Genomic DNA, 25,742 nt, shown 5'->3' on the forward strand with positions numbered 1-25,742 from the left:
TCCTGCAAGTATCCGCCAATGGTTGCGATTAGCGCCCGGTTTTGCTGACCTTTGTCGAGTCCCACACGCCCGGAGCCAGCTGGTTTTGGATTTCCGGGAAGCGGGCGGGATCAAAGACCGGCGTTACGCCAAGCTTCTGCTGGCGTAGATAGTCTGCGGTTATCTCGCGCACCACCGGTGAAAGCAAAAGAATGGCGCTGAGGTTGATTATCGCCATGCACGCCATGGCCACATCGGCGAGCTGCCACACCAGCGGCAGGGGAGAGAGGGCGCCGGACATCACCATCACTAACGCCAGACAGCGGAACAGCACCGGCGTGAACAAACTTTTAGGCTGCAAAAACAGCAGGTTGTTCTCGGCATAGGCGTAATTCGCCACGATGGAGGTAAAGGCGAACAGGAAGACGATAAAGGCGATAAATCCCGAGGCCCAGTTTCCAACCATGCTGCTTAGGGCCGTTTGCACAAGCGTTATGCCGTCAGCGCTGGCCGTTGGGTTATCAAGCATGCCCGAGAACAGCACGATAGCCGCCGTGGCGGTACAGATAATCATGGTATCGATAAACACGCCGAACATCTGCACCAGCCCCTGCGAAGCAGGATGCGGGGGCCATGCGGACGCGGCGGCGGCGGCGTTGGGGGTTGACCCCATTCCCGCCTCGTTAGAAAACATGCTGCGCTGAAAACCCGTCGTAATCGCCTGGCCCAGGGTGAACGCCAGCGCTCCGGAAGCCGCTTCATGCCAGCCGAAAGCGCTTTTAAACACCAGCATGACGACGTCAGGAATACGAGCGGCGTGCAGCGTGACGACGTACAGGCTCATCATCACCCAAACCAGCGCCATAAAGGGCACCAGATATTGCGCAAGGCGCGCCGCGCCGCGCATCCCGCCCCAGATAACCACGGCGGTTAGCACCACCAGCAGAATGCCCACCCAGGTTTTCGGTATGGCGAAGGCGTGGTTCACCGCATTGGCGATGGAGTTGGCCTGTACGGCGTTGAAAATTAGCCCGAAGGCGAGCATTAAAAAGACGGAGAACATAACGCCCATCCAGCGCATTCCCAGCCCGCTGGCCATGTACCAGGCCGGGCCGCCGCGATAGTTGCCCTCGTCGTCACGGCGCTTGTAGAGCTGCGCCAGGCAGCATTCGGCAAATGACGTCGCCATGCCGATGAGGGCGACCACCCACATCCAGAAAATCGCGCCCGGACCGCCTATCGTCAGAGCCAGCGCCACGCCTGCGATATTGCCGCTGCCCACGCGCGCGGCAAGGCTCGTACAAAGCGCCTGAAAAGAGGAAATCCCCGCGCCGTCGTGGAAAGGGGAGGGGCTGATAAGGGAGCGAAACTGGGTGAAATAGCGGAACTGAACAAAACCACAGCGAAAAGTAAACCACAGGCCTGCGCCGATGAGCAGGTAGATCAGCACGGATCCCCATAGTACATCGTTGATAAATTGAAGAAAATCGTTCATTAACGTCCTTCTTGTCAATGTAGGATGAGCCTCGTCGGGGGGCGTTTATCACACGCCGCCCAAGACATAGCAGGCAAATATTTTCGGCAGTTTATCATAAATGCGCCGGCTTCCAGGCTGCGTGTTGCTACGGTTGCACCTGACTTGCGTCGTGATATCATCAGGCAAGACCGGTTACATCTCCCTAACAAGCTACACCTGACGAGAAACACTATCATGACGGATAAATTGACCTCCCTGCGTCAGCTGACCACAGTGGTTGCTGACACCGGAGATATTGCGGCAATGAAGCTGTACCAGCCGCAGGATGCTACCACTAACCCTTCCCTGATTCTGAACGCAGCGCAAATCCCTGAATACCGCAAACTGATTGACGATGCGGTGAACTGGGCGCGCGAGCAGAGCAGCAACCGGGAACAGCAGGTAGTAGACGCCACCGATAAGCTGGCGGTAAACATTGGTCTGGAAATCCTGAAACTGATCCCAGGTCGTATTTCTACAGAAGTTGACGCTCGTCTGTCCTATGACACCGAAGCCAGCATCGCGAAAGCTAAACGCCTGATCAAACTCTACAACGACGCGGGCATCGGCAACGACCGCATCCTGATCAAACTGGCTTCAACCTGGCAGGGCATCCGCGCAGCCGAGCAGCTGGAAAAAGAAGGCATCAACTGCAACCTGACGCTGCTGTTCTCCTTTGCCCAGGCTCGCGCCTGCGCCGAAGCGGGCGTGTTCCTGATTTCTCCGTTTGTTGGCCGTATCCTCGACTGGTACAAAGCTAACACCGATAAGAAAGAGTACGCGGCCTCTGAAGATCCGGGCGTGGTGTCCGTGGCTGAAATCTACCAGTACTACAAACAGCACGGCTACGAGACCGTGGTGATGGGCGCAAGCTTCCGTAACGCAGGCGAAATCCTTGAGCTGGCTGGCTGCGACCGTTTGACCATCGCTCCGGCGCTGCTTAAAGAGCTGGCGGAAAGCGAAGGCGCGGTTGAGCGTAAACTGGCTTACAGCGGCGATGTGAAAGCGCGTCCTGAACGCATTACCGAATCCCAGTTCCTGTGGCAGCACAACCAGGATCCGATGGCCGTTGATAAACTGGCCGACGGCATCCGCAAGTTTGCTATCGACCAGGAAAAACTGGAAAAAATGATCGGCGAACTGCTGTAATCCTCGACGTGGGCCGGGGCTCCCGGTCACGCTTTTTAGGGGTATCCCCTGTCTGCAACCCTCTTCGCCGTGTATCATTCCGCCCAGGTTTGCTGATTTCCCCGGGAGTGATATGAATACCTTACGCATCGGTTTAGTTTCCATCTCTGATCGCGCCTCCAGCGGCGTCTACCAGGATAAAGGCATTCCGGCCCTCGAAGCCTGGCTGCAACGTACGCTCACCACGCCTTTTCACATTGAAACCTGCCTGATCCCAGACGAGCAATCGATAATCGAACAAACGCTTTGCGGGCTGGTGGATGAAATGGGCTGCCATCTCGTGCTGACGACCGGCGGAACCGGTCCGGCTCGCCGCGACGTTACCCCGGATGCAACGCTTGCGATTGCCGACCGCGTAATGCCCGGCTTCGGCGAGCAGATGCGCCAGATAAGCCTGCACTATGTGCCGACGGCTATTTTGTCGCGCCAGGTGGGGGTGATTCGCAAACAGGCGCTGATCCTCAACCTGCCAGGCCAGCCGAAATCCATTCAGGAAACCCTGGAAGGGGTGAAGGATGAAAACGGTAAAGCGATCGTGCCCGGCATCTTTGCAAGTGTACCTTATTGTGTACAGCTGCTGGACGGGCCTTATATTGAAACTGACCCGAGGGTAGTAGCAGCTTTTCGTCCTAAGAGCGCTATCCGCGAAACAAAATCCTAAAGTTAGCCCCTTTCTGATATAAGATGCAGCGCCTCTGGAGTGTCGATTTTTAACCGTTATAGTAATGTTTGCTTTACAGCAAGGCGGAAAATAATTATCACACTCCTCTTTACGCGCGGTTTCTTATGTCCATACAAAAAGCAACGACACCACCAGCAAGACCTCTGAACCGTCAGGATTACAAAACTCTGACCCTCGCGGCCCTCGGCGGCGCGCTCGAATTCTACGACTTTATTATTTTTGTCTTTTTCGCAACGGTAGTCGGGGCGCTCTTCTTCCCTGCGGATATTCCGGAATGGCTGCGCCAGGTGCAGACCTTCGGCATTTTTGCCGCCGGCTATCTGGCCCGTCCGCTGGGCGGCATCGTGATGGCGCACTTCGGCGATCTCGTCGGGCGCAAAAAAATGTTCACGCTGAGTATTCTGCTGATGGCCCTGCCGACGCTGGCGATTGGCCTGCTGCCGACCTACGCCACGCTTGGCATTGCGGCGCCGCTGTTACTGCTGCTGATGCGCGTCCTTCAGGGCGCGGCCATCGGCGGCGAAGTGCCCGGCGCCTGGGTGTTCGTCGCCGAGCACGTTCCTTATAAACGTATCGGCATTGCCTGCGGAACGCTTACGGCCGGCTTAACCGTAGGGATTTTGCTCGGCTCCGTCGTGGCAACCCTCATCAATACCTCCATGACGCAGGAAGCCATCCACGACGGCGGCTGGCGTATTCCTTTCTTCCTGGGCGGCATCTTCGGGCTGGTGGCGATGTACTTACGCCGCTGGCTGCAGGAAACCCCCATCTTTATCGAGATGCAAAAACGCAAAGCGCTGGCCGAAGAGCTGCCGCTCAAGTCCGTCGTGGTTAACCATAAGAAGGCGGTGGTGATTTCCATGCTGCTCACCTGGCTGCTTTCCGCGGGTATCGTAGTGGTGATTTTAATGGCCCCCACCTGGCTGCAAAAACAGGTCGGCATAGCGCCTGCGCTGACGCTGCAGGCTAACAGCATCGCCACCGTGATGCTGTGCTTTGGCTGTATTGCCGCGGGCCTGGTTATCGACCGTATCGGCGCGAGCAAAACCTTTATCATCGGCAGCCTGCTGCTGGCGGTCTGCAGCTGGATGTTCTATCACCTGACCCCAGTCTATCCTCAGCATTTGTTTGTGCTCTACGGCCTTGCAGGGCTGAGCGTTGGGGTTGTCGGCGCGGTGCCGTTTGTTATGGTGCGGGCGTTCCCGGCGGAGGTGCGGTTTACCGGCATTTCTTTCTCTTATAACGTGTCGTACGCCATTTTCGGCGGCCTTACGCCAGTGCTGGTCACCATGCTGATGGGCGTATCCCCGATGGCGCCCGCCTGGTACGTGCTGGCGCTGGCGCTGGTGGGATTAGCGCTGGGGATCTGGCTGCGCCAGGATCTGAATCATGAAGATGCGGTAGTGGAAAGACCGCTGCAGCACTCATAAAAAAAGCGGAGCCCGGCTCCGCTTTTTACTTATCGACTGCGGCAGTAATTAATGCTTTTCGCCAATCGGCAGCACGGTGCGGCCAAACTGCTCGTTCAGCACTTCGCCCATCGCCAGATAGATGGCGCTTGCGCCGCAGACCAGACCAATCCAGCCCGCCACGCGAACGATGCCTTCGTTGTCGACCAGGTGGCCGACGGCCAGCAGGGCAAACAATACGGTAAGGCTGGCAAACACGAACTGCAGCATGCGCGCGGAACGCAGCGTGCCGAAGAACATAAACAGGGTGAATACGCCCCACAGGCCAAGATATGCGCCAAGGAAGTGTGCGTTCGCGGCATCGGCCAGGCCCATCTTAGGCATAATCAGAATGGCGACCAGGGTCAGCCAGAAAGAGCCATAAGAGGTGAAGGCGGTTAAGCCGAAGGTGTTCCCTTTTTTAAATTCCAGCAGGCCCGCAAAAATCTGGGCAATACCGCCATAAAAAATGCCCATGGCAAGGATGTTGACATCCATCGGGAAAATACCGGTGTTGTGCAGGTTGAGCAAAATGGTGGTCATGCCGAAGCCCATTAAGCCCAGCGGAGCGGGGTTAGCCAACTTAGTGTTGCCCATAGTTCCTCTAAAAAATTCAGCTGAAATGTAGTGTGTATTAAGGCCGCGCATCCGTTAAAGGGCTGCGGGGCGCGGCATCATAATCAGGTGTCCGACAGGAGTCCATGATCTAAACGGGTGTGCAGATGAAAATTTTTTTTGCTTTGCCCCTTGATGGCGGACAAGCCGACCCCATCTTGTATGCAACCGCAGTTGACGGACCTGGAAAAAAACACGTTTGGGCAGTTGAAACACTCTTGTTTGCCCGCATAACAGGTTCACAACCACATGACGAACAAATTTTAAGTGGAGACGTTTAGATGGGTAAAATTATTGGTATTGACCTGGGCACAACCAACTCTTGTGTAGCAATCATGGACGGCACCACGGCACGCGTGCTGGAAAACGCCGAAGGCGATCGCACCACGCCTTCCATCATCGCATACACCCAGGATGGCGAAACTCTGGTAGGTCAGCCGGCTAAACGTCAGGCAGTGACTAACCCGCAGAACACCCTGTTTGCGATCAAACGCCTGATTGGCCGTCGTTTCCAGGACGAAGAAGTGCAGCGCGACGAAGCTATCATGCCGTACAAAATTATCGGCGCGGATAACGGCGACGCGTGGATTGACGTGAAGGGCCAGAAAATGGCGCCTCCGCAGATCTCTGCCGAAGTGCTGAAAAAAATGAAGAAAACCGCGGAAGATTACCTGGGCGAGCCGGTAACTGAAGCTGTTATCACCGTACCTGCTTACTTCAACGACGCACAGCGTCAGGCAACCAAAGACGCCGGTCGTATCGCAGGTCTGGAAGTAAAACGTATCATCAACGAACCAACCGCGGCGGCTTTGGCCTACGGTCTGGATAAAGAAGTCGGCAACCGTACTATCGCGGTTTACGACCTGGGCGGTGGTACTTTCGATATCTCTATTATCGAAATCGACGAAGTTGACGGCGAGAAAACCTTCGAGGTTCTGGCAACCAACGGTGATACCCACCTGGGTGGTGAAGACTTCGACAGCCGTCTGATTAACTATCTGGTAGAAGAGTTCAAGAAAGATCAGGGCATCGATCTGCGTAACGATCCGCTGGCGATGCAGCGCCTGAAAGAAGCCGCTGAAAAAGCGAAAATTGAACTGTCTTCTGCGCAGCAGACCGACGTGAACCTGCCGTACATCACCGCAGACGCGACCGGTCCAAAACACATGAACATCAAAGTGACTCGTGCGAAGCTGGAATCCCTGGTCGAAGATCTGGTAAACCGTTCCATCGATCCGCTGAAAGTCGCGCTGCAGGATGCCGGCCTGTCCGTATCCGACATCCAGGACGTTATCCTGGTCGGCGGCCAGACCCGTATGCCGATGGTGCAGAAAAAAGTTGCCGAGTTCTTTGGTAAAGAACCGCGTAAAGACGTTAACCCGGACGAAGCCGTTGCCATTGGCGCAGCCGTTCAGGGTGGTGTTCTGACGGGCGAAGTGAAAGACGTGCTGCTGCTGGACGTTACCCCTTTGTCACTGGGTATCGAAACCATGGGCGGCGTGATGACCGCGCTTATCAACAAAAACACCACTATCCCGACGAAGCACAGCCAGGTGTTCTCTACCGCTGAAGACAACCAGTCTGCGGTAACCATCCATGTGATTCAGGGTGAACGTAAACGCGCTTCCGATAACAAATCTCTGGGTCAGTTCAACCTGGACGGCATCAGCCCTGCGCCGCGCGGCATGCCGCAGATCGAAGTTACCTTCGATATCGATGCCGATGGTATCCTGCACGTTTCCGCTAAAGACAAAAACAGCGGTAAAGAGCAGAAGATCACCATCAAGGCTTCTTCCGGTCTGAACGAAGAAGAGATCCAGAAAATGGTACGCGACGCGGAAGCTAACGCCGAGTCCGACCGTAAGTTCGAAGAGCTGGTGCAGACCCGCAACCAGGGCGACCATCTGCTGCACAGCACCCGTAAGCAGGTTGAAGAAGCGGGCGACAAACTGCCGGCTGACGACAAAACGGCTATCGAGTCTGCGTTAAGCGCGCTGGAAACTTCTCTGAAAGGCGAAGACAAAGCGGATATCGAAGCGAAAATGCAGGCGCTGGCGCAGGTGTCCCAGAAGCTGATGGAACTGGCTCAGCAGCAACACGCTGAACAGCAGGCGGGCAGCGCGGCGGACGCGACCAACGCCGGCAAAGACGACGACGTGGTTGACGCTGAATTCGAAGAAGTTAAAGACAAAAAATAATCGCCCTTTGAGCGGTTGATAACTGGCACGGGCGTTGGGGTTTTCTCCACGCCCGTGTACGCATGTTAGGGGCAGAATAAAGACATGGCGAAGAAAGACTATTACGAGGTTTTAGGCGTCCCGAAATCGGCGGACGAGCGTGAAATCAAAAAAGCTTACAAACGCCTGGCGATGAAATTCCACCCGGATCGTAATCAGGGTGACAAAGAGGCTGAAGGTAAGTTTAAAGAAATCAAAGAAGCCTATGAAATTCTGACCGACGAGCAAAAACGCGCGGCGTATGACCAGTACGGTCATGCAGCGTTTGAGCAAGGCGGCATGGGCGGCGGCGGCGGTTTTGGCGGCGGCGGCGCTGATTTCAGCGATATCTTTGGCGACGTATTCGGCGATATTTTCGGCGGCGGCCGTCGTCAGCGCGCCGCGCGCGGCGCCGACTTGCGTTACAACATGGATTTAACGCTGGAAGAGGCCGTTCGCGGCGTGACCAAAGAGATCCGCATTCCAACGCTTGAAGAGTGCGACGTTTGCCACGGCAGCGGTGCGAAAGCGGGCTCCAAGCCGCAAACCTGTCCGACCTGCCACGGTGCCGGTCAGGTGCAGATGCGCCAGGGCTTCTTTACCGTGCAGCAGAGCTGTCCGCACTGTCAGGGCCGCGGCACCATTATTAAAGATCCGTGCAACACCTGTCATGGCCACGGCCGTGTAGAAAAAACCAAAACGCTGTCGGTGAAAATTCCGGCGGGCGTGGATACCGGCGATCGTATTCGTCTGGCCGGTGAGGGTGAAGCAGGCGAGCACGGCGCGCCGTCGGGCGATCTGTATGTTCAGGTGCAGGTTAAGCAGCACCCGATCTTCGAACGTGAAGGCAATAACCTTTACTGCGAAGTGCCGATCAACTTTGCGATGGCGGCGCTGGGCGGCGAGATCGAAGTGCCGACGCTTGATGGCCGCGTGAACCTGAAGGTGCCGGGCGAAACGCAAACCGGCAAGCTGTTCAGAATGCGTGGCAAAGGCGTGAAATCCGTACGCGGCGGCGCGCAGGGCGATCTGCTGTGCCGCGTGGTGGTAGAAACGCCCGTCAGCCTGAATGAAAAACAAAAGCAGCTGCTGCGCGATCTGGAAGAGAGCTTTGGCGGCCCAAGCGGCGAGAAAAACAGCCCGCGCTCTAAAAGCTTCTTTGACGGCGTAAAACGATTCTTTGATGACTTAACTAAATAATTCATCAGCTTGCGCTGTAAAGAACAGGCCTGAGCCGGGTAATACCGGCTCAGGCTTTTTTTATTGTTTCGCGCACCGCCAGGCGGTGAAAATTTTTATTCGTAATTTCCGAGCTTTCATCGCTATATAACCTGATTTTAACGAAGTGTGTAGCCTGTTATTTTAACGGCCTGTTGGTGGCTTAAATGTTTGCGCTGCTTAAATCCAGGATAAAAAAATGACCAAAACACTGCAACGTTTTTTCCATAATGATGCCGCAGGCGGCATCCTGCTGATTATTGCCGCAACGCTTGCGATGACGCTGGCCAATCTCGATTTCACCAGCGGCTTTTATCAGGCTTTTTTAGACACGCCCGTTGAGGTACGCATCGGCTCTTTAGAGATCGGTAAAAACCTGCTGCTGTGGGTGAACGACGCTTTGATGGCCATCTTCTTTTTGATGATTGGCCTGGAAGTGAAGCGCGAAATGGTCGCCGGATCCTTAGCGAGCCGGCGGCAGGCCGCTTTCCCGCTGATCGCAGCGCTTGGGGGAATGATCGCTCCCGCCGTTATCTATTTGCTCTTTAACTTCCAGGATCCCGTCGCGCGCGAGGGCTGGGCGATACCTGCCGCCACGGACATCGCTTTTGCGCTGGGTATTCTGGCGTTGTTGGGCAACCGCGTGCCGGTCGCTTTAAAAGTGTTTCTGATGGCGCTGGCGATTATCGACGATCTGGGGGCGATCGTCATTATCGCCTTGTTCTATACCAGCGATCTCTCCTTGCTGTCGCTGGCCGTAGCCGCGGGCGCCATTGCGCTGCTGGCTTTGCTGAACGCCTGCAACGTTCGCCGCACGGGCCTGTATATTCTGGTCGGCCTTGTGCTGTGGACTGCCGTCCTGAAGTCCGGCGTTCACGCGACGCTTGCCGGGGTGGTTATCGGCTTCTTCATCCCGCTGAAGGAAAAGGATGGGCGATCGCCCGCCCGCGCGCTGGAGCATGTGCTGCATCCCTGGGTGGCGTTCTTGATTCTGCCGCTGTTCGCCTTTGCTAATGCGGGCGTATCCCTGCACGGCGTGACGCCCGCAGGCTTAACGTCACTGTTGCCGATGGGGATTATCGCCGGCCTGTTTATCGGTAAGCCGCTGGGTATCAGCCTGTTTTGCTGGGCGGCCCTAAAGCTCAGGCTGGCAAGCCTGCCCGAGGGAACCACGGGCAAAGATATTATGGCCGTGGGCGTGCTGTGCGGAATCGGCTTTACGATGTCTATTTTCATCGCTTCGCTTGCCTTCAGCAGCGTTGACCCCGCGCTTATCACCTGGGCGAAGCTCGGTATCCTGCTGGGATCTTTACTGTCCGCCGTGGTGGGGTACAGTATGCTCAGAAGGCGTTTTTCAGCGCTGGCGCAGCAGCACTAATTTTACGCTGACGGCGCGAAACCGCCGTCAGCCAACGGATAGTTTCTCAGGGAGGGAAAGCGCGTGTCCCATATCAATTACAACCACCTCTATTATTTCTGGCATGTCTGTAAAGAAGGCTCCGTGGTAGGCGCGGCGCAGGTGCTTTACCTGACGCCGCAGACCATCACCGGGCAAATAAAAGCGCTGGAAGAGCGGCTGGACGGTAAATTGTTCAAGCGTAAAGGGCGGGGCCTGGAGCCTTCCGAGCTGGGGCAGCTGGTGTTCCGCTATGCGGACCGCATGTTTACGTTAAGCCAGGAAATGCTGGATATCGTTAACTACCGCAAAGAGTCCAGCCTGCTGTTCGACGTCGGCATTGCCGACGCGCTTTCCAAACGGCTGGTGAGCGGCGTGCTGGATGCCGCGGTGGTGGAAGACGAGCAGATTCACCTGCGCTGCTTTGAATCGACCCACGAAATGCTTCTCGAGCAGCTCAGCCAGCACCGGCTGGACATGATTATCTCCGACTGCCCCATTGACTCCACGCAGCAAGAAGGCCTGTTTTCGGTGAAAATCGGCGAGTGCGGCATCAGTTTCTGGTGTCAGCATCCGCTGCCGGATTTGCCGTTCCCGGCCTGCCTTGAAACGAGGCGTTTGCTGATACCCGGCCGCCGTTCAATGCTGGGGCGCAAAATTCTTAACTGGCTTAACGGCCAGGGCCTGAAGGTGGAAATCCTCGGCGAGTTTGACGATGCCGCGCTGATGAAAGCGTTCGGAGCGGCGCACAACGCTATTTTCGTCGCGCCTACGCTTTACGGGCAGGATATCTACAGCGATGACAATATCGTAGAGATCGGGCGCATTGAGAACGTGATGGAGGAGTATCACGCTATTTTTGCCGAACGCATGATTCAGCACCCGGCGGTGCAGCGCGTGTGCAACCGTGATTACTCGGCGCTGTTTAAGTAGCGGTGAATGACGGGCATAAAAAAACCGGCCTGAGCCGGTTTTTTTAAGCTGACAACACAAAGGCGATTAAGCCAGTTTGTTGATTTGCGCAGTAAGGTTAGCCTTATGACGCGCAGCTTTGTTTTTGTGGATCAGACCTTTGCTAGCCTGACGGTCCACGATTGGTTGCATTTCGTTAAATGCTTTCTGTGCAGCAGCTTTGTCGCCAGTTTCAATCGCTGCGTATACTTTCTTGATGAAAGTACGCATCATAGAGCGACGGCTTGCGTTGTGCTTACGAGCCTTTTCAGACTGTACAGCACGTTTCTTAGCTGATTTGATATTAGCCAAGGTCCAACTCCCAAATATGATCTATGTGGACAATTCAAAGGCCGAGGAATATGCCCGGTTAGCCTTCTTTTGTCAATGGATTTGTGCAAATAAGCGCCGTTAAACTTACGACACCTCTTACGTTGTGATGGCGCGGATTCTACCAGCTTCATGGCTACGAATACAGCCTTTAGCTAACAAAATTCGCGCAACGGCGCGCTTGCCTGCTGAAACTCTCCTTCAGCGTAATGAAATCCTTCAAGCTTTATGCCAAAGGGGGCAATCGTTGGTTAACGTTCATCGTGGTAGTTGATATAATCCGCCGATTTCCACTGTCTTGAGCCAGCCATGAAGCTGATACGCGGCATACATAATTTACGCCAGAATCACCACGGGTGTGTCCTCACCATTGGTAACTTCGACGGCGTGCATCGAGGCCACAAGTCCCTGCTGCAGGGGCTGTGCGCGGAAGGGCGCGCGCGCAATCTTCCGGTGATGGTCATGATCTTCGAGCCGCAACCGCTTGAGCTTTTTGCCGCCGGCAAATCTCCCGCACGCCTGACAAGGCTGCGCGAGAAGCTGCGTTATCTGGCGGAGTGCGGCGTGGACTACGTGCTCTGCGTCCGCTTCGACCGACGCTTTGCCGCGCTGACGGCGCAAAACTTTGTCAGCGATCTGCTGGTTGACCGCCTGGGGGTGAAGTTCCTCGCCGTCGGGGACGATTTCCGCTTTGGCGCTGGCCGCCAGGGGGATTTCTTGTTATTACAGAAGGCAGGCCAGGAGTACGGCTTTGACGTCGCCAGCACGCAAACCTTCTGCGAAGGCGGCGTGCGCATCAGCAGCACGGCGGTTCGCCAGGCGCTGGCTGACGACAACCTTGAGCTGGCCCAAAGCCTGCTTGGGCACCCGTTTATCATCTCAGGACGCGTCGTTCACGGTGATGAGTTAGGGCGCACCATCGGCTTTCCGACGGCGAACCTACCGCTGCGTCGTCAGGTTTCCCCGGTCAAAGGGGTCTTTGCGGTAGAAGTAGCGGGCCTCGGCGACAGGCTGCTGCCAGGCGTTGCCAATATCGGCACTCGTCCGACGGTCGCCGGAATGCGCCAGCAGCTGGAGGTCCATTTGCTGGACGTTGCAATGGACCTGTATGGGCACCATATAGATGTGGTGCTGCGTAAAAAAATACGCAATGAACAGCGGTTTGCCTCGCTTGATGAACTTAAAGCGCAAATCGCAAAAGACGTGGTAACAGCCCGCGAGTTTTTCGGGTCAAACGCCTGAGCAGACTTTCCTCAAACCGAAATACGGAACCGAGAATCTAATGAGTGACTTTAAATCTACCCTGAACCTGCCGGAAACAGGGTTCCCGATGCGCGGCGATCTCGCCAAACGCGAACCGGGCATGCTGGCGCGCTGGAACGATGACGATCTGTACGGCATCATCCGCAATGCAAAAAAGGGCAAAAAATCCTTCATTCTGCATGATGGCCCTCCCTACGCGAACGGCAGCATTCATATTGGTCACTCGGTTAACAAGATTCTGAAAGACATTATCGTGAAGTCCAAAGGGCTTTCCGGTTTTGATTCTCCGTACGTGCCGGGCTGGGACTGCCACGGTCTGCCAATCGAGCTGAAAGTTGAGCAGCTGATCGGCAAGCCGGGCGAGAAAGTCTCTGCGGCGGAATTCCGCGCCGAATGCCGTAAATACGCGGCGGAGCAGGTTGAGGGCCAGCGTGCGGACTTTATCCGTTTAGGCGTGCTGGGCGACTGGTCGCGTCCTTACCTGACCATGGATTTCAACACCGAAGCGAACATCATTCGTGCGCTCGGTAAAATCATCGGCAACGGCCACCTGCATAAAGGGGCGAAGCCGGTGCACTGGTGCGTCGACTGCCGTTCAGCGCTGGCTGAAGCGGAAGTTGAGTACTATGACAAAACTTCTCCGTCTATCTTCGTTAACTTCCAGGCCGTTGATGCCGACGCGGTAAAAGCCAAATTCGGCGCCACGCAGGTTAACGGTCCGGTTTCGATGGTTATCTGGACCACCACTCCATGGACGCTGCCGGCTAACCGCGCCGTTTCCCTGAATGCTGAATTCGACTACGTGCTGGTGCAGGTTGCGGACCAGGCGCTGATCGTGGCGAAAGATTTGCTCGAAGGCGTTATGAAAAGCGCGGCTATCGATGACTGGCAGGTTCTGGGCACCGCGAAGGGCGCCGAACTGGAGCTGATGCGCTTTAAACATCCGTTCCTCGATTTCGACGTGCCGGCGATCCTTGGCGATCACGTTACGCTGGAAGCCGGTACGGGCGCGGTGCATACCGCCGGCGGCCACGGTCCGGACGACTATGTTATCAGCCAGAAATACGGTCTGGAGATCGCCAACCCGGTTGGCCCGGACGGCTGCTACCTGCCGGGGACTTACGAAGGGCTGGACGGCGTTCAGGTGTTCAAAGCCAACGATCTGATCGTGAACATCCTGCGTGATAAAGGCGTTCTGCTGCACGTTGAAAAACTGCTGCACAGCTATCCGCACTGCTGGCGCCACAAAACGCCAATCATCTTCCGCGCCACGCCGCAGTGGTTTATCAGCATGGATCAAAAAGGCCTGCGCGCGCAGTCCTTAAAAGAGATCAAAGGCGTGCAGTGGATCCCTGACTGGGGCCAGGCGCGCATCGAGTCCATGGTGGCGAACCGTCCGGACTGGTGTATTTCCCGTCAGCGCACCTGGGGCGTGCCGATGTCTCTGTTCGTACACAAAGAGACCGAAGAGCTGCACCCGCGCACGCTGGAGCTGATGGAAGAAGTCGCTAAGCGCGTAGAGCAGGACGGTATTCAGGCATGGTGGGATCTCGATCCGCGCGACGTCATGGGCGACGACGCTGAAAACTACACCAAAGTGCCGGATACCCTGGACGTCTGGTTTGACTCCGGTTCAACGCACTCATCCGTTGTCGACGTGCGTCCGGAATTCAACGGCCACGCGGCGGATATGTATCTGGAAGGCTCGGATCAGCATCGCGGCTGGTTTATGTCTTCCCTGATGATCTCGACGGCGATGAAAGGCAAGGCGCCTTACCGCCAGGTGCTGACCCACGGCTTTACCGTCGATGGCCAGGGCCGCAAAATGTCCAAGTCCATCGGCAACACCGTTTCTCCTCAGGACGTGATGAACAAACTGGGCGCGGATATCCTGCGCCTGTGGGTGGCCTCTACCGACTACACCGGCGAAATGGCGGTTTCCGACGAAATCCTCAAGCGCGCCGCTGACTCTTATCGCCGTATCCGTAATACCGCGCGCTTCCTGCTGGCTAACCTGAACGGGTTTAATCCGCAAACCGACATGGTGAAACCGGAAGAGATGGTGACGTTGGACCGCTGGGCCGTTGGCTGCGCGCAGGAAGCGCAGGCCGATATCCTGGCTTCCTACGAAAACTACGATTTCCACGAAGTGGTGCAGCGCCTGATGCGTTTTTGCTCCATCGAAATGGGCTCGTTCTACCTCGACATCATCAAAGATCGCCAGTACACCGCGAAAGCGGACAGCGTGGCGCGTCGCAGCTGCCAGACCGCGCTGTTCCATATCGCCGAAGCGCTGGTGCGCTGGATGGCGCCGATCATGTCCTTCACCGCAGATGAAATCTGGGGCTACCTGCCGGGCGACCGCGAGCAGTACGTCTTTACCGGCGTTTGGTACGAAGGCCTGTTTGGTCTTGCCGAAAGCGAAACCATGAACAATGACTACTGGGATACGCTGCTGACGGTTCGTGGCGAAGTGAACAAGGTCATTGAACAGGCGCGTGCCGATAAGCGCGTTGGCGGTTCGCTGGAAGCGGCGGTAACGCTGTACGCGGATAGCGAGCTGGCGGCGAAGCTCAACAGCCTCGGCGAAGAATTACGATTTGTCCTGTTGACCTCCGAAGCTGAAGTTGCGGATTATGCGCAGGCGCCGCAAGACGCTCAGGCAAGCGAAATGCTTAAAGGCCTGAAGGTCGCGCTGCGTAAAGCCGACGGTGAGAAGTGCCCGCGCTGCTGGCACTATACCCAGGACGTCGGCCAGGTGGCGGAACACGCAGAAATCTGCGGCCGCTGTGTCAGCAACGTAGCCGGCGACGGCGAAAAGCGTAAATTTGCCTGATGAGTAAACCGATTCTTTCTACCGGCCTGCGCTGGCTGTGGCTGGTGGTCGTGGTGCTGATCGTCGATCTTGGCAGCAAGTACCTTATCCTCCAGCATTTTATGCTGGGGGACACCGTCTCGCTGTTTCCGTCGCTGAATCTGCACTACGCCCGTAACTACGGCGCGGCGTTTAGCTTCCTCGCTGATAAGGGCGGCTGGCAGCGCTGGTTCTTCGCGGGTATCGCCATCGGTATCTGCGTGGTGCTGGCGGTGCTGATGTACCGCGCGAAAGCGAGCCAGAAGCTGCATAATATTGCCTATGCTTTAATTATTGGCGGCGCGCTGGGTAACCTGTTCGACCGTCTGTGGCACGGTTTCGTCGTCGATATGATCGATTTTTATGTCGGCGACTGGCACTTTGCCACCTTCAACCTGGCCGATACCGCAATCTGTATCGGCGCGGCGCTGATTGTGCTGGAGGGGTTCTTCGTCTCCTCCGACAAGCCCGCAAAGATTAAAGGGTAACCTATGGCTGATTCCATACAGGCCAACAGCCGGGTGTTGGTGCATTTCACGCTGAAGCTCGAAGATGGCTCTACCGCTGAGTCCACCCATAACAACGGTAAGCCTGCGCTCTTCACCCTCGGCGATGAAACGCTGTCGCCGGGTCTGGAAGATCAGCTTGTCGGCCTGAAGGCCGGCGACAAAAAAGCCTTTTCTCTGGCCCCCGAGTCCGCGTTCGGCATACCCAGCCCGGATATGATCCAGTATTTCTCCCGTCGCGAATTCGTTGATGCGGGCGAGCCGGAGCCGGGAGCGATTATGCTTTTCACCGCAATGGATGGCAGCGAGATGCCGGGCGTCGTGCGTGAAGTGAACGGCGATTCCATCACCGTTGACTTTAATCACCCGCTCGCCGGGCAAACCATTCATTTTGATATCGAAGTGCTGGAGATCGATCCGGTACTGGAGGCGTTGAATGCAGATCCTGTTGGCTAACCCACGCGGCTTTTGCGCCGGGGTCGACCGCGCTATCAGCATTGTGGAAAACGCGCTGGCTATCTACGGCGCGCCAATCTATGTCCGTCACGAAGTGGTGCATAACCGCTATGTGGTGGACAGCCTGCGCGCGCGCGGCGCGATTTTCATCGAGCAAATCAGCGAGGTGCCGGACGGCGCGATCCTGATTTTCTCCGCGCACGGGGTTTCCCAGGCGGTGCGGAACGAAGCAAAATGCCGTGATTTGACGGTGTTTGACGCCACCTGCCCGCTGGTGACCAAAGTGCATATGGAAGTGGCGCGCGCCAGCCGCCGTGGTGAAGAATCCATTCTGATTGGCCACGCGGGGCCATCCGGAAGTGGAGGGCACCATGGGCCAGTACAGCAACCCGAAAGGGGGAATGTACCTGGTCGAATCCCCGGAAGACGTCAGCAAGCTGAACGTGAAAGACGAATCCCGTCTTTCGTTTATGACGCAGACCACGCTGTCGGTGGATGATACTTCCGATGTGATTGACGCGCTGCGTAACCGCTTCCCGAAAATCATCGGCCCGCGTAAAGATGATATTTGTTACGCCACCACTAACCGCCAGGAAGCGGTGCGTGCGCTGGCTGATGAAGCGGATGTGGTGCTGGTAGTGGGGTCGAAAAACTCTTCTAACTCCAATCGTCTGGCTGAACTCGCGCAGCGTATGGGGAAATCGGCGTATCTGATTGACGACGCGGCGGATATTCAGGAAGGCTGGGTAAAAGAAGCGAAATGCGTCGGCGTTACCGCCGGGGCTTCCGCGCCGGATATCCTGGTGCAAAACGTGCTTGCCCGCCTGCGCGAGCTTGGCGGCAGCGAAACACGCGAGCTGACGGGACGCGAAGAAAACATCGTCTTTGAAGTGCCGCGCGAGCTGCGTATGGACGTTCGTGAAGTAGAGTAACGTAAGCCGTTCGGGAACATGAGAAGATGCCAGCCGGGTGAAACCGTCTGGCATTTTTTATGGAGGAAAGCATGAATCCAGTCCCCATTATTCTTGATACCGATCCCGGTATCGACGACGCGGTGGCGATTGCCGCCGCGCTCTTTGCGCCGCAGATTGATTTAAAACTTATCACCACCGTTGCCGGCAACGTCTCGGTAGAAAAAACCACGCGTAACGCGCTGCAGCTTATGCATTTCTGGGGCAAAGATATTCCCGTGGCCCGGGGCGCCGCCACGCCGCTGGTGCGCAAGCTGCGTGACGCCGCGTACGTCCACGGCGAAACCGGCATGGAAGGCTATGCGTTTGTTGAACACCGGCTTAGGCCGCTGGCGCAGCCTGCTTTCGAGGCCATCTGGCAGGCTTTGAACAGCAGCGCTGAGCCGCTCACGCTGGTCGCTATCGGGCCGCTGACAAATATCGCGCTGCTGCTGACCCAGTATCCGGATTGTAAAAGCAAAATTAAACGTCTGGTGATGATGGGCGGCTCTGCCGGACGCGGCAACTTCACGCCGAACGCCGAGTTTAATATCGCCATCGATCCGGAAGCCGCCGCGCGGGTGTTCGCAAGCGGGCTGGAGATCGTTATGTGCGGCCTGGACGTCACCAACCAGGCGATGCTCAGCCCGCGTTATCTGCAGCAGCTGCCGCTGGGTAATCAAACCGGTAAAATGCTTCATGCGCTGTTTAGCCATTACCGCAGCGGCAGCATGACAACCGGTCTGCGGATGCATGACCTGTGCGCGATCGCCTGGCTGGTAAAACCGGAACTCTTCCGCCTGCATCCGTGCTTTGTGGCGGTGGAAACCCGGGGGGAATATACGGCAGGCACCACGGTCGTGGACATAGAAGGCCGTTTTCAACGCGAGGCCAATGCGCAGGTGGCGCTGGAGATTGATGTCCCGGGCTTTCAACAATGGGTAGCCGACGTGCTGGCGCTGGCCCCTTAAGAGGCGGCGGACGGCGCGGCCATTTTCTCGCTAAGGTAGTTAATCATCGCCCGCATGCGGGCGGGCATATGTTTGTTGCGCGTCCACAGCAGCCACAGCTCGCCGGAGTAGGTGCTGATAAACTCCCATTCGGGCAATACCTGAATAATCTCGCCCGTCTCCAGCGCTTCGCGGGCGGTGAATAGCGGCAGACTGCCGATACCAAGATGGCGTTTTACCGCATCCAGCCGCACGCCGGTATGGTTTGCCGCATAGCGCCCGCGCGTCTGAATAGTTTCCGTTTTACCTTGATAAGAGAATTTCCAGCGCGAGTCGGCAGGCGTTTCGCCAAGGCTGATACAGCTATGGGCGCGTAAATCCCCCGGCTCTTTCGGTGTGCCATGCCGTGCCATATATTCTGGCGTCGCGCAGATAATATGCGTGACGGGCATCAGCGGCTTGCCGTAGAGCCCGGGCGAAGGGGTATTGGTGATGCGCAGCGCCAGATCCACGCCGTCATCAATCAAATCCATATAGCGATCTTCCAGACGCAGGCAAACATCCACCTGCGGATTGCGCGCCAGAAATTCAGGCATCAGGGGATGGATAACGAACCGGCCAACCGCCTTTGGGACGCTGAGCGTCAGCCTGCCCTGGGCGACGGTTTGCAGGCTGCTGCCGGAATCCATCGCCTGCCTGGCCGCTTCCAGCATATCGAGCGCGTGCTCATACACCGTTTTTCCCGTTTCGCTCAGCGCAAGCTTGCGCGTTGTTCGGTGCAGCAGCTTAGCCCCCATTTCGCGCTCAAGCCGCGATACGCTGCGGCTGATAGCGGAGGGCGTCGCGCCGGATGCGCGGGCGGCGGCGGAAAAGCTGCCTTGTTCAACAATCAGCACGAAGGTGGCGAGGTCGGGGAGCAGCATAGCGTTCATTTGTGCTTACCAGGCAAAGGTGCATTGATTATCAAGCGGATTATCCCTGTAAATAATCACAATATACTCTCCTTACCATAAGGAGGACACAATGACTGAACGCCTTTATTACACAAGCGATGAAACAGAAGGGCACGCGCGGGTGACGCGCTGTATCGCCGAGCCAGACGGACGCTATGCGGTTGAACTGGACAAAACGTTATTCCATCCGCAGGGGGGAGGACAGCCAGCGGATAAAGGCTGGATTGCTGGCCTGTCCGTTGAGGAGGTGGCGCAGCGCGGTGAAAGCGTGGTGCATATTTTGCCGCAGCCGCTGGAGCCAGGTGAGGTGGATCTGCTGGTGAACGCGGCGACCCGCATGCTGCATTCCCGCTGGCATTCCGCCGGGCATCTGATTGGCTATGCCGGGGAGCAATACGGCTGGCGGCCGGTTAAGGCGCACCACTGGCCGGGCGAAGGGCGGATTACCTTTGCCGCCGGGGAATACGCCGCGGTACCCGATGCCGCTGCGGTAACGGAAAAAATTGAACGCTGGCAAACGGACAGGTTAATTCGCCATATTGAATTTGAGGACGGCCGGCGCAAAGTGCGGTTTGGCGAGCTGCCCGCCTATATGTGCGGCGGTACGCACGTAGGCTCGCTATCTGAGATTGGCTCCCTGGAGATTACCGGCATCAAAGTGAAAAAAGGCCAGCTAATCGTCAATTACGCTATTAAATAATCGCAGGCACAGGGAGTGTGATTGCCTTTGCAAAGCAGCGGGCCCGTTGTGAGGTTAATCGATTAATCTGCTATCCTTGCGGTGCTGTTCTCCTTGGGCCGGAGAAAATTAATGAAGATATCTTTTAGCGCGCCACCGGGCGCGGCGTTCCTGAACGCTCAGCTTTCGGCTGCAAACGTCATTAAAGCGACGCGCTGTGGAAATCTACGCGGCGTGTTTCACAATTATGCTTCGCTGACGCAGGGTTTTGCCTTAAGGGGTGTTGAGCGCGGCGGCAGGACTCAGGGCGAAGAGGTGCAAAATGGCTGAGCGGCGCTTTGATTCCGGCCTCGATATGACGGTTCATCACTCGCCGCTGGGCTTTAGCTACGGTGAAGAGGTAATAGGTCCGCTGCCGGAGATCCGCAAGCTCGATCAGATCCGCGCTTCGCTGCGCGATCCTGATTGCGCAGGCCCGGCAGAGGTTTATGCCATAGCTATGGATGTCGCGCGCCTGGCCGATCGCGAAGAGCTTAAAAAACGCATGCTGCTGTTCGGCGTGGTGACCTATGCCAGCGGACGGCTGGGCGACGAGCCGATCCGCAGCCAGGGGCATATCCACCGCATCAGCGGGCACAGCGGCTGGTCGCCGCCGGAGCTTTACGAAATCTGGCAGGGTAAAGCGATTATCTATATGCAGGAGTACGTCGCCGACGATCCGGGGCGCTGCTTTGCAGTCTGCGCCGGGCCCGGAGAGAAGGTGCTGGTGCCGCCCGGCTGGGCGCACGCCACGATTTCCGCCTCACCGCACCAACCTCTGACCTTTGGCGCCTGGTGCGACCGTGAATACGGCTTCGAATACGAGGCGGTGCGGGCATACAAAGGGCTGGCATGGTATCCGCTACTGCAGGACGAACACATCGCCTGGCTGCATAACCGGCGCTATATGCCGGGACGATTACAGGTAATTTCACCGCGCAGGTACGACGAATTCGGCATTACCGATAGGCCGCTGTATCAGCAGTTTATTGAGGATCCGGCGCGCTTTCAGTTTATTTCAAAACCGGCAATAGCCACGCAGAAATGGGTGAATTTTCATCCTTAATGATAAGGTGGATGGCGCTTGCGCTTATCCACCCTACAAACCTGGGTCGGGTAAGGCCTAAGCCCTACCCGCCGCATATTTAAGCAAACAGACCAATCGCCACGCCTACCGCCGCCAGGACCAACAGCAGCAGCATTGCTTTTACCGGCGAGACGCCGCGTTTGGCCATCAGATACCAGGTGCCAATCACCACGACCAGCGGCAGAAGCTGCGGGAAAATACCGTCGAGCATCTGCTGCAGATGGATATTTACACCCTCTTTGGTCACGAACTCCAGCCCGGTCCCCAGCTTCACATAGCTTGCCGCCACGCCGCCCATGACAAATACACCCAGCAGGGAGAGCGCTTCGCGCAGGCGGGTCGACCTGCTGCTGACCAGCATCTCGACGGACGTCGAGCCCATGCGGTAGCCTTTTAAAAACAGCAACCACGAACCGGGAATGATAATCGCCAGCCAGGCCACGCAGTAAAACAGCGGCCCGAGGATACTGCCGCCCGCCGCCAGCGCCATGCCGATGCTCAGCAGGATCGGGATCAGCATGCCGGGGATCATGGAATCGCCGATGCCGGCGACCGGCCCCATCAGGCCAACTTTCAGGGTGTTGATGGTTTCACCATCGATTGGCTCGCCGTTGGCGCGCTTTTCCTCAAGGCCCAGCACCATGCCGTTGACAATCGCCCCGAGCTGCGGCTCGGTGTTGTAGAACGACGCGTGGCGCCTGAGCATCTCTTTGCGCTCCTGCGCGTCGGGGTAAAGCTTTTTCGCCACCGGCAGCATGCTCAGGCAAAAGCCAAAGGATTCGAGGCGCTCAAAGCTCATGGAGGAAAGGTTATACATCATCCAGCTGCGCCAGCAGCGCCTGAGATCCCGGCGGGTGAGTTTACGTTCTTCCATCAGAATTCATCCTCATCATCGGCCGGTTTGGCCGCACCGGCCGTCTGCGGTTCCGGCTTGTAGTTGTAATGGATAAGCGCCAGCAGCGCCCCTACGATGACCAGCGCCACCATATTGAGCTTGAGAAAAACGATGCAGATAAAGCCCACCAGGAAGTAGATCAGCATGCTGTAATTCTTAATGATCTGCTTGAGCAAAATAGCGATGCCGACCGCGGGCAGGATGCCGCCGAGCACGTTCATGGTTGCCAGCACGATATGCGGCAGGCTGTCCATAAAGGCGCTAATGTACTGAGCGCCAAAATAGACGGCGATAAAGGTCGGCACGAAGCGCATCAGGAAATTGGTCGCCTGGGGCCAGATAGCGCTGTTGAGATAAATACCCCGCTCGTCGCCTTTTTCCAGCGCCACGTCGGCGCGGTGGTTCCACCATGAGTTCAGCACCAGCATGGCGTTAAACAGCACGGTCCCTGCGATGCCGATGGTCGCGGCCAGCGCCACGGCCACTTCCGGGCCCCTGTTGGATAAAATGCCCAGCGCGATAGCCGGAAAGGCAACAAAGTTAAGATCGGCGGGCATCGAGCCGCCCGGGGTGACCATCGCGATGTAGACCGCCTGCACGGCCACGCCAATGACGATCCCGGTCTGCACATCGCCGAGAATAAAACCGACCAGCATGCCTGAAACCAGCGGGCGGGTAATTAAATACCAGCCGCCGGTGAGTCCCAGCAGCCACGGGCTACTGAGCGCACCCAGGTAACACAGAATGCCGATTAGCGCTGCTTCGAAAGCCATATGCGCTCCTTATTTGATTTTAAGTCGTGCGTCCTGCCAGCCGTAGCTGCTGGCGTCTGGCACCAGGCGAAACTCAATCTGGTGGCCGCGTTGCGACAGGAAATCAAAAGCTGCCGCTTCCTCCGGGCTGACCGACTGATTAGGCCCGATAGTGGTGGTGCTGACACGGGCGCTCATCGGCCCGACGTTAATTTTACCGTTGGCGTTTTGCAGGCTGATGCCCGCCTCTTCGAGGCGTTTGAGCGTGACCGGCGATTTGCCGATCACGAAATAACGCTTTTCGCTGGCGATGATTTTCGGCAGTTTTTCAATCGCCGTGGCGGTATCGAACAGCCAGACTTTAATGTCCTGCACCGCGCCTTTCATCACCGAGGAGAGCAGCGGGTCGGCGGCCACGGCGTCATCGATGGCGACAATGCCATCGCACGGCAGCTCTTTTGCCCAGCGGGTCACGAGCTGGCCGTGGATAACCCTGTCGTCAATGCGTACAAAGGAAATACTCATCGTTCCCCCTTAGAAATCGTCGAATTGTGTGGTTTCGGCCGGCCTTGCCTGCACCAGCGAATCGCGGGCCTGCGCCAGAAGCTGCATGGCCGCCGCTTCAAGGTCGGCGAGATGTTTTACCTCGTCGCTGAGCAGCAGCATGGGAAAGTTGACCCCGGCAAGCACGGCGACGGGCGGCTGCGCCTGAGGATCGAAAGCGTGTCGGCTGGCGATATTCCACGGCGTGCCGCTTTGCATATCGCACAGCACGATCACGCCATCCGCCCCTTTAGCGGCCTCTTTTAACACCGCCGAAAATTCTGCGGTAAAGCTGTTGATTCCTTTGTTTTCGCTCAGGGTTATCGGGAAAACGTGCGGCAGTTCGCCATACACCATGCGGGAGCTTGCCAGCAGCGCGTCCGCCAGCGGACCGTGCGTTGCCAGGATGAAATTAATCATAGTGTTATCCTCTTACCCAGGCTTTCATGGTGGCAAGCGTTTGTCCGCAGCCGCTGCCATACGGGGAAATACGGTATTCGCCTACTGCCGCCGGAATGATAAATGTTTCGGCATAATGCACCACGAACGGCGCGAAGGCGTTGCCCGGGCTATCCACCAGCGCTTCGCTGCCCTCAACCAGGTTGAGCACGTTGACGCCCCCCCGGGTGTGGTGGAGCACCGGTTTGCTGAACCAGTGGCGGCGGGTTTCGATAAATTCCCGTTGATGCAGGCCGGTGCGTTCTTCGCGCCAGCCGTCTCCTTCGGCCAGGGGTTCGAATCGATTGACCAGATGCTCGCTTACCCAGGCGGTATCGCGCTGCCAGTCGATAACCCGGGCGCCGTGTTCCAGATGTACGGGACGCGGCAGGCCGTCCAGGCCCAAACGGCCCCAGTCCCAGAGTTTAAAAGTAAAGATGTACGGCGTGGCGCTGATTTCAAGCACCATCGCGCCCGCGCCGGAACAGTGCACCGTCCCCGCCGGGATCAGGAAATGATCGTGCTTACGCGCCGGGAAGCGGTTAACGAATCTTTCATCGTCAAAGGCTTTTTCACCGCGCTGCGCGCTCGCCAGATCGTCGAGCATGGCCTGCGGATCGACGCCGGTTTTCGTCCCTAAATACACCTGGGCACCAGGCTCGGCCTCCAGCAGGTAGTAACTTTCATCCTGGGTGTAGTGCATGCCGAAATGCTGCTGAATGTATTCGGTGAGCGGATGCACCTGGAAGCTAAGATTCTGCCCGCCGATGGTGTCGAGGAAATCAAAGCGGATCGGAAACTCCGCCCCAAAGCGCGCATGGACTTTTTCGCCCAGCAGTGGACGGGGGTAGAGCAGCACCAGATCCTGAGAGGGGATCTCGATCCGCACATCACCAAAACGCAGCAACAGGCTGTTCTCCTCGGGCACACAGTCAAAACACCATGCGTAATTTGGCTTAGAGGGATCGAGATCAAACTTGTCTTTCATCCACTGGCCGCCCCACACGCCGGGATCGAAAAACGGCACCACGCGGAACGGCTGCCGCGTGGCTTGTTGCAGGGCGTGACGCAACGCTTCCCCGCTGACCATCGTCGGGGCGTTTGCCTTGTTGGTATCAAGCAGAAAATCGGCGCGTTTAAGCAGCGGCGTTTTATGGCGATCGAACACGCGCCACTCAATGAAAAACGCCCGCTTATAGCGGCGCAGGATATCTTCGTTTTCGTTGTTAGCGCCCCAGTTGCCCAGTTCGCCGGCGCGGAAACGCTGCTGAATTTCCCAGCGCGCCAGATCGGCGTAAACGAGAACATCGCCCTGATGCACCAGCGACGCGCCGGGACCGTAAACCACCACAAGACCGCGGGCTTCGTTTACTTCACGCTGCGCGCGGGCAAGTTTATCGCGGCAGAAAAATTCGCCGAGCTGGTGGCAGGAAAGCACGCCGAACACCCGGTCCTGGGTGAGGTTCTGCGCCAGCAAATCATGCAGATGCCGTTCGCTCAGGCGAGCCGTTTCTGCGTTGATGAGCAGCGCAGGATTAAGATGGGCTATCAGCCTGTCGTGCAGCTCTTCCTGGCGTACGCCGGGATAGCAGTCAATCACTAAAACGGTTTTATCCTTGTGGGGCAAACGCCGTTGTACGGCCTGGGCTATGGCTTCCCAGCCTTGCCACGCCTGGTTGTCGAACCCCGTTATACGTACTTCGGGGTACTTATCGTACGCTGCGTGCTTCATAAATGGCTCCCTGATGGCGATAGCTTAAGATTAATCGATTAACCTTGTTTGGAAAGGGTGGTAAACGCGATTAACCCGCCATTTCTCGCAACAGGCGGCGAGACTC

25 protein-coding genes and 1 pseudogene are annotated in these 25,742 nt (G+C 57.0%); 17 read left to right on the forward strand and 9 right to left on the reverse strand.

Going from position 1 to position 25,742, the window contains the following annotated elements; all coding sequences use genetic code 11:
* Positions 1-28 precede the first annotated feature (28 nt).
* The gene (locus tag WLO32_RS03010) at positions 29-1,474 is read right to left on the reverse strand and encodes an alanine/glycine:cation symporter family protein (protein ID WP_435947139.1); all 1,446 of its coding nucleotides are present in this window, start codon (positions 1,472-1,474) and stop codon (positions 29-31) included.
* A gap of 216 nt (positions 1,475-1,690) precedes the next feature.
* On the opposite strand from WLO32_RS03010, the gene tal reads away from it, so the two are divergent.
* The 3 genes from tal (at position 1,691) to WLO32_RS03025 (ending at position 4,795) form a co-directional block, all read left to right on the forward strand.
* Entirely contained in the window at positions 1,691-2,644 is a 954-nt protein-coding gene (gene tal / locus WLO32_RS03015; RefSeq protein WP_435947140.1) for a transaldolase, read from the forward strand.
* A gap of 112 nt (positions 2,645-2,756) precedes the next feature.
* Positions 2,757-3,344: a molybdopterin adenylyltransferase gene (gene mog / locus WLO32_RS03020; protein ID WP_435947141.1), complete on the forward strand. Its 588-nt coding sequence runs from the start codon at positions 2,757-2,759 to the stop codon at positions 3,342-3,344.
* A gap of 125 nt (positions 3,345-3,469) precedes the next feature.
* Positions 3,470-4,795, forward strand: a complete 1,326-nt coding sequence (locus tag WLO32_RS03025) for an MFS transporter (RefSeq protein WP_435947142.1) — start codon at positions 3,470-3,472, stop codon at positions 4,793-4,795.
* Between the two features lie 48 nt (positions 4,796-4,843).
* Here WLO32_RS03025 and satP read toward each other — a convergent pair whose 3' ends face one another.
* Positions 4,844-5,410 (reverse strand): acetate uptake transporter, encoded by a 567-nt coding sequence (gene satP / locus WLO32_RS03030; RefSeq protein ID WP_435947143.1) that lies wholly within the window; start codon positions 5,408-5,410, stop codon positions 4,844-4,846.
* Between the two features lie 125 nt (positions 5,411-5,535).
* On the opposite strand from satP, the gene WLO32_RS03035 reads away from it, so the two are divergent.
* The 5 genes from WLO32_RS03035 (at position 5,536) to nhaR (ending at position 11,191) form a co-directional block, all read left to right on the forward strand.
* The gene (locus WLO32_RS03035; RefSeq protein WP_183042622.1) at positions 5,536-5,709 is read left to right on the forward strand and encodes a hypothetical protein; all 174 of its coding nucleotides are present in this window, start codon (positions 5,536-5,538) and stop codon (positions 5,707-5,709) included.
* Positions 5,710-7,626 carry a molecular chaperone DnaK gene (gene dnaK / locus WLO32_RS03040; protein WP_435947144.1) on the forward strand — a complete coding sequence of 639 codons (1,917 nt, stop codon included), beginning with the start codon at positions 5,710-5,712 and terminating at the stop codon, positions 7,624-7,626.
* Between the two features lie 84 nt (positions 7,627-7,710).
* Positions 7,711-8,844, forward strand: a complete 1,134-nt coding sequence (dnaJ, locus tag WLO32_RS03045; RefSeq protein WP_435947145.1) for a molecular chaperone DnaJ — start codon at positions 7,711-7,713, stop codon at positions 8,842-8,844.
* Positions 8,845-9,061: 217 nt separating this feature from the next.
* Positions 9,062-10,240: a Na+/H+ antiporter NhaA gene (gene nhaA, locus WLO32_RS03050; protein ID WP_435947146.1), complete on the forward strand. Its 1,179-nt coding sequence runs from the start codon at positions 9,062-9,064 to the stop codon at positions 10,238-10,240.
* 63 nt (positions 10,241-10,303) lie between these two features.
* Entirely contained in the window at positions 10,304-11,191 is an 888-nt protein-coding gene (nhaR, locus tag WLO32_RS03055) for a transcriptional activator NhaR (protein WP_435947147.1), read from the forward strand.
* Between the two features lie 66 nt (positions 11,192-11,257).
* Here nhaR and rpsT read toward each other — a convergent pair whose 3' ends face one another.
* Entirely contained in the window at positions 11,258-11,521 is a 264-nt protein-coding gene (gene rpsT, locus WLO32_RS03060) for a 30S ribosomal protein S20 (protein ID WP_039897887.1), read from the reverse strand.
* 327 nt (positions 11,522-11,848) lie between these two features.
* On the opposite strand from rpsT, the gene ribF reads away from it, so the two are divergent.
* The 6 genes and pseudogenes from ribF (at position 11,849) to rihC (ending at position 18,539) form a co-directional block, all read left to right on the forward strand.
* Positions 11,849-12,781 carry a bifunctional riboflavin kinase/FAD synthetase gene (gene ribF, locus WLO32_RS03065; RefSeq protein ID WP_435947148.1) on the forward strand — a complete coding sequence of 311 codons (933 nt, stop codon included), beginning with the start codon at positions 11,849-11,851 and terminating at the stop codon, positions 12,779-12,781.
* A 40-nt stretch (positions 12,782-12,821) separates the two neighbouring features.
* Positions 12,822-15,638 (forward strand): isoleucine--tRNA ligase, encoded by a 2,817-nt coding sequence (gene ileS, locus WLO32_RS03070; RefSeq protein ID WP_435947149.1) that lies wholly within the window; start codon positions 12,822-12,824, stop codon positions 15,636-15,638.
* Positions 15,638-16,144, forward strand: coding sequence for a signal peptidase II (gene lspA / locus WLO32_RS03075; RefSeq protein ID WP_435947150.1), 507 nt, complete (start codon positions 15,638-15,640; stop codon positions 16,142-16,144). The genes ileS and lspA overlap by 1 nt, the downstream gene beginning before the upstream one ends.
* Positions 16,145-16,147: 3 nt before the next feature.
* On the forward strand, positions 16,148-16,618 hold the full coding sequence (gene fkpB, locus WLO32_RS03080; protein ID WP_435947151.1) for an FKBP-type peptidyl-prolyl cis-trans isomerase: 471 nt from the start codon (positions 16,148-16,150) through the stop codon (positions 16,616-16,618).
* Positions 16,599-17,550 (forward strand): annotated as a pseudogene (ispH, locus tag WLO32_RS03085) (4-hydroxy-3-methylbut-2-enyl diphosphate reductase). Before fkpB ends, ispH begins: the two are co-directional and overlap by 20 nt.
* Positions 17,551-17,621: 71 nt before the next feature.
* A complete protein-coding gene (rihC, locus tag WLO32_RS03090; protein ID WP_435947152.1) occupies positions 17,622-18,539 on the forward strand; it encodes a ribonucleoside hydrolase RihC in 918 nt (305 codons plus the stop codon).
* Here rihC and WLO32_RS03095 read toward each other — a convergent pair.
* On the reverse strand, positions 18,536-19,450 hold the full coding sequence (locus tag WLO32_RS03095; protein ID WP_435947153.1) for a LysR family transcriptional regulator: 915 nt from the start codon (positions 19,448-19,450) through the stop codon (positions 18,536-18,538). The two genes, rihC and WLO32_RS03095, sit on opposite strands and share 4 nt — an antisense overlap.
* A 91-nt stretch (positions 19,451-19,541) precedes the next feature.
* Here WLO32_RS03095 and WLO32_RS03100 point away from each other — a divergent pair, with 91 nt between their 5' ends.
* The 3 genes from WLO32_RS03100 to WLO32_RS03110 all read left to right on the forward strand — a co-directional run bounded on the left by WLO32_RS03100 (position 19,542) and on the right by WLO32_RS03110 (position 21,255).
* Complete coding sequence (locus tag WLO32_RS03100; protein ID WP_435947154.1) at positions 19,542-20,171, forward strand: alanyl-tRNA editing protein; 630 nt, start codon at positions 19,542-19,544, stop codon at positions 20,169-20,171.
* Positions 20,172-20,282: 111 nt separating this feature from the next.
* Positions 20,283-20,480 (forward strand): hypothetical protein, encoded by a 198-nt coding sequence (locus tag WLO32_RS03105; RefSeq protein WP_435947155.1) that lies wholly within the window; start codon positions 20,283-20,285, stop codon positions 20,478-20,480.
* Positions 20,473-21,255 (forward strand): glucose-6-phosphate isomerase family protein, encoded by a 783-nt coding sequence (locus WLO32_RS03110; RefSeq protein ID WP_435947156.1) that lies wholly within the window; start codon positions 20,473-20,475, stop codon positions 21,253-21,255. The genes WLO32_RS03105 and WLO32_RS03110 overlap by 8 nt, the downstream gene beginning before the upstream one ends.
* Before the next feature lie 79 nt (positions 21,256-21,334).
* Here the strand turns inward: WLO32_RS03110 and WLO32_RS03115 are convergent, their stop codons facing one another.
* Genes WLO32_RS03115 through WLO32_RS03135 form a run of 5 tightly spaced genes read right to left on the reverse strand, consistent with a single transcriptional unit; the run spans position 21,335 to position 25,636 of the window.
* Positions 21,335-22,150 (reverse strand): PTS system mannose/fructose/sorbose family transporter subunit IID, encoded by an 816-nt coding sequence (locus WLO32_RS03115; RefSeq protein ID WP_435947157.1) that lies wholly within the window; start codon positions 22,148-22,150, stop codon positions 21,335-21,337.
* The gene (locus WLO32_RS03120; RefSeq protein ID WP_435947158.1) at positions 22,150-22,944 is read right to left on the reverse strand and encodes a PTS mannose/fructose/sorbose/N-acetylgalactosamine transporter subunit IIC; all 795 of its coding nucleotides are present in this window, start codon (positions 22,942-22,944) and stop codon (positions 22,150-22,152) included. The genes WLO32_RS03115 and WLO32_RS03120 overlap by 1 nt, the downstream gene beginning before the upstream one ends.
* Positions 22,945-22,953: 9 nt before the next feature.
* Positions 22,954-23,448: a PTS system mannose/fructose/N-acetylgalactosamine-transporter subunit IIB gene (locus WLO32_RS03125; protein ID WP_435947159.1), complete on the reverse strand. Its 495-nt coding sequence runs from the start codon at positions 23,446-23,448 to the stop codon at positions 22,954-22,956.
* 9 nt (positions 23,449-23,457) lie between these two features.
* On the reverse strand, positions 23,458-23,886 hold the full coding sequence (locus WLO32_RS03130; protein ID WP_435947160.1) for a PTS sugar transporter subunit IIA: 429 nt from the start codon (positions 23,884-23,886) through the stop codon (positions 23,458-23,460).
* A 4-nt stretch (positions 23,887-23,890) separates the two neighbouring features.
* Positions 23,891-25,636 carry a class I mannose-6-phosphate isomerase gene (locus WLO32_RS03135; protein ID WP_435947161.1) on the reverse strand — a complete coding sequence of 582 codons (1,746 nt, stop codon included), beginning with the start codon at positions 25,634-25,636 and terminating at the stop codon, positions 23,891-23,893.
* Positions 25,637-25,742 lie beyond the last annotated feature (106 nt).

This window comes from Dryocola mayonis (assembly GCF_051307045.1).
GTDB lineage: Bacteria > Pseudomonadota > Gammaproteobacteria > Enterobacterales > Enterobacteriaceae > Dryocola.

Coding starts and splice junctions, on each gene's coding strand:
- ileS (WP_435947149.1), top strand. CDS start 12,822: ATGAGTGACTTTAAATCTACCCTGAACCTGCCGGAAACAGGGTTCCCG.
- dnaJ (WP_435947145.1), top strand. CDS start 7,711: ATGGCGAAGAAAGACTATTACGAGGTTTTAGGCGTCCCGAAATCGGCG.
- WLO32_RS03105 (WP_435947155.1), top strand. CDS start 20,283: ATGAAGATATCTTTTAGCGCGCCACCGGGCGCGGCGTTCCTGAACGCT.
- WLO32_RS03010 (WP_435947139.1), bottom strand. CDS start 1,474: ATGAACGATTTTCTTCAATTTATCAACGATGTACTATGGGGATCCGTG.
- WLO32_RS03025 (WP_435947142.1), top strand. CDS start 3,470: ATGTCCATACAAAAAGCAACGACACCACCAGCAAGACCTCTGAACCGT.
- WLO32_RS03115 (WP_435947157.1), bottom strand. CDS start 22,150: ATGGAAGAACGTAAACTCACCCGCCGGGATCTCAGGCGCTGCTGGCGC.
- fkpB (WP_435947151.1), top strand. CDS start 16,148: ATGGCTGATTCCATACAGGCCAACAGCCGGGTGTTGGTGCATTTCACG.
- tal (WP_435947140.1), top strand. CDS start 1,691: ATGACGGATAAATTGACCTCCCTGCGTCAGCTGACCACAGTGGTTGCT.
- nhaA (WP_435947146.1), top strand. CDS start 9,062: ATGACCAAAACACTGCAACGTTTTTTCCATAATGATGCCGCAGGCGGC.
- rihC (WP_435947152.1), top strand. CDS start 17,622: ATGAATCCAGTCCCCATTATTCTTGATACCGATCCCGGTATCGACGAC.
- mog (WP_435947141.1), top strand. CDS start 2,757: ATGAATACCTTACGCATCGGTTTAGTTTCCATCTCTGATCGCGCCTCC.
- dnaK (WP_435947144.1), top strand. CDS start 5,710: ATGGGTAAAATTATTGGTATTGACCTGGGCACAACCAACTCTTGTGTA.
- WLO32_RS03100 (WP_435947154.1), top strand. CDS start 19,542: ATGACTGAACGCCTTTATTACACAAGCGATGAAACAGAAGGGCACGCG.
- WLO32_RS03095 (WP_435947153.1), bottom strand. CDS start 19,450: ATGAACGCTATGCTGCTCCCCGACCTCGCCACCTTCGTGCTGATTGTT.
- lspA (WP_435947150.1), top strand. CDS start 15,638: ATGAGTAAACCGATTCTTTCTACCGGCCTGCGCTGGCTGTGGCTGGTG.
- WLO32_RS03110 (WP_435947156.1), top strand. CDS start 20,473: ATGGCTGAGCGGCGCTTTGATTCCGGCCTCGATATGACGGTTCATCAC.
- satP (WP_435947143.1), bottom strand. CDS start 5,410: ATGGGCAACACTAAGTTGGCTAACCCCGCTCCGCTGGGCTTAATGGGC.
- WLO32_RS03120 (WP_435947158.1), bottom strand. CDS start 22,944: ATGGCTTTCGAAGCAGCGCTAATCGGCATTCTGTGTTACCTGGGTGCG.
- WLO32_RS03125 (WP_435947159.1), bottom strand. CDS start 23,448: ATGAGTATTTCCTTTGTACGCATTGACGACAGGGTTATCCACGGCCAG.
- ribF (WP_435947148.1), top strand. CDS start 11,849: ATGAAGCTGATACGCGGCATACATAATTTACGCCAGAATCACCACGGG.
- WLO32_RS03130 (WP_435947160.1), bottom strand. CDS start 23,886: ATGATTAATTTCATCCTGGCAACGCACGGTCCGCTGGCGGACGCGCTG.
- WLO32_RS03135 (WP_435947161.1), bottom strand. CDS start 25,636: ATGAAGCACGCAGCGTACGATAAGTACCCCGAAGTACGTATAACGGGG.
- WLO32_RS03035 (WP_183042622.1), top strand. CDS start 5,536: ATGAAAATTTTTTTTGCTTTGCCCCTTGATGGCGGACAAGCCGACCCC.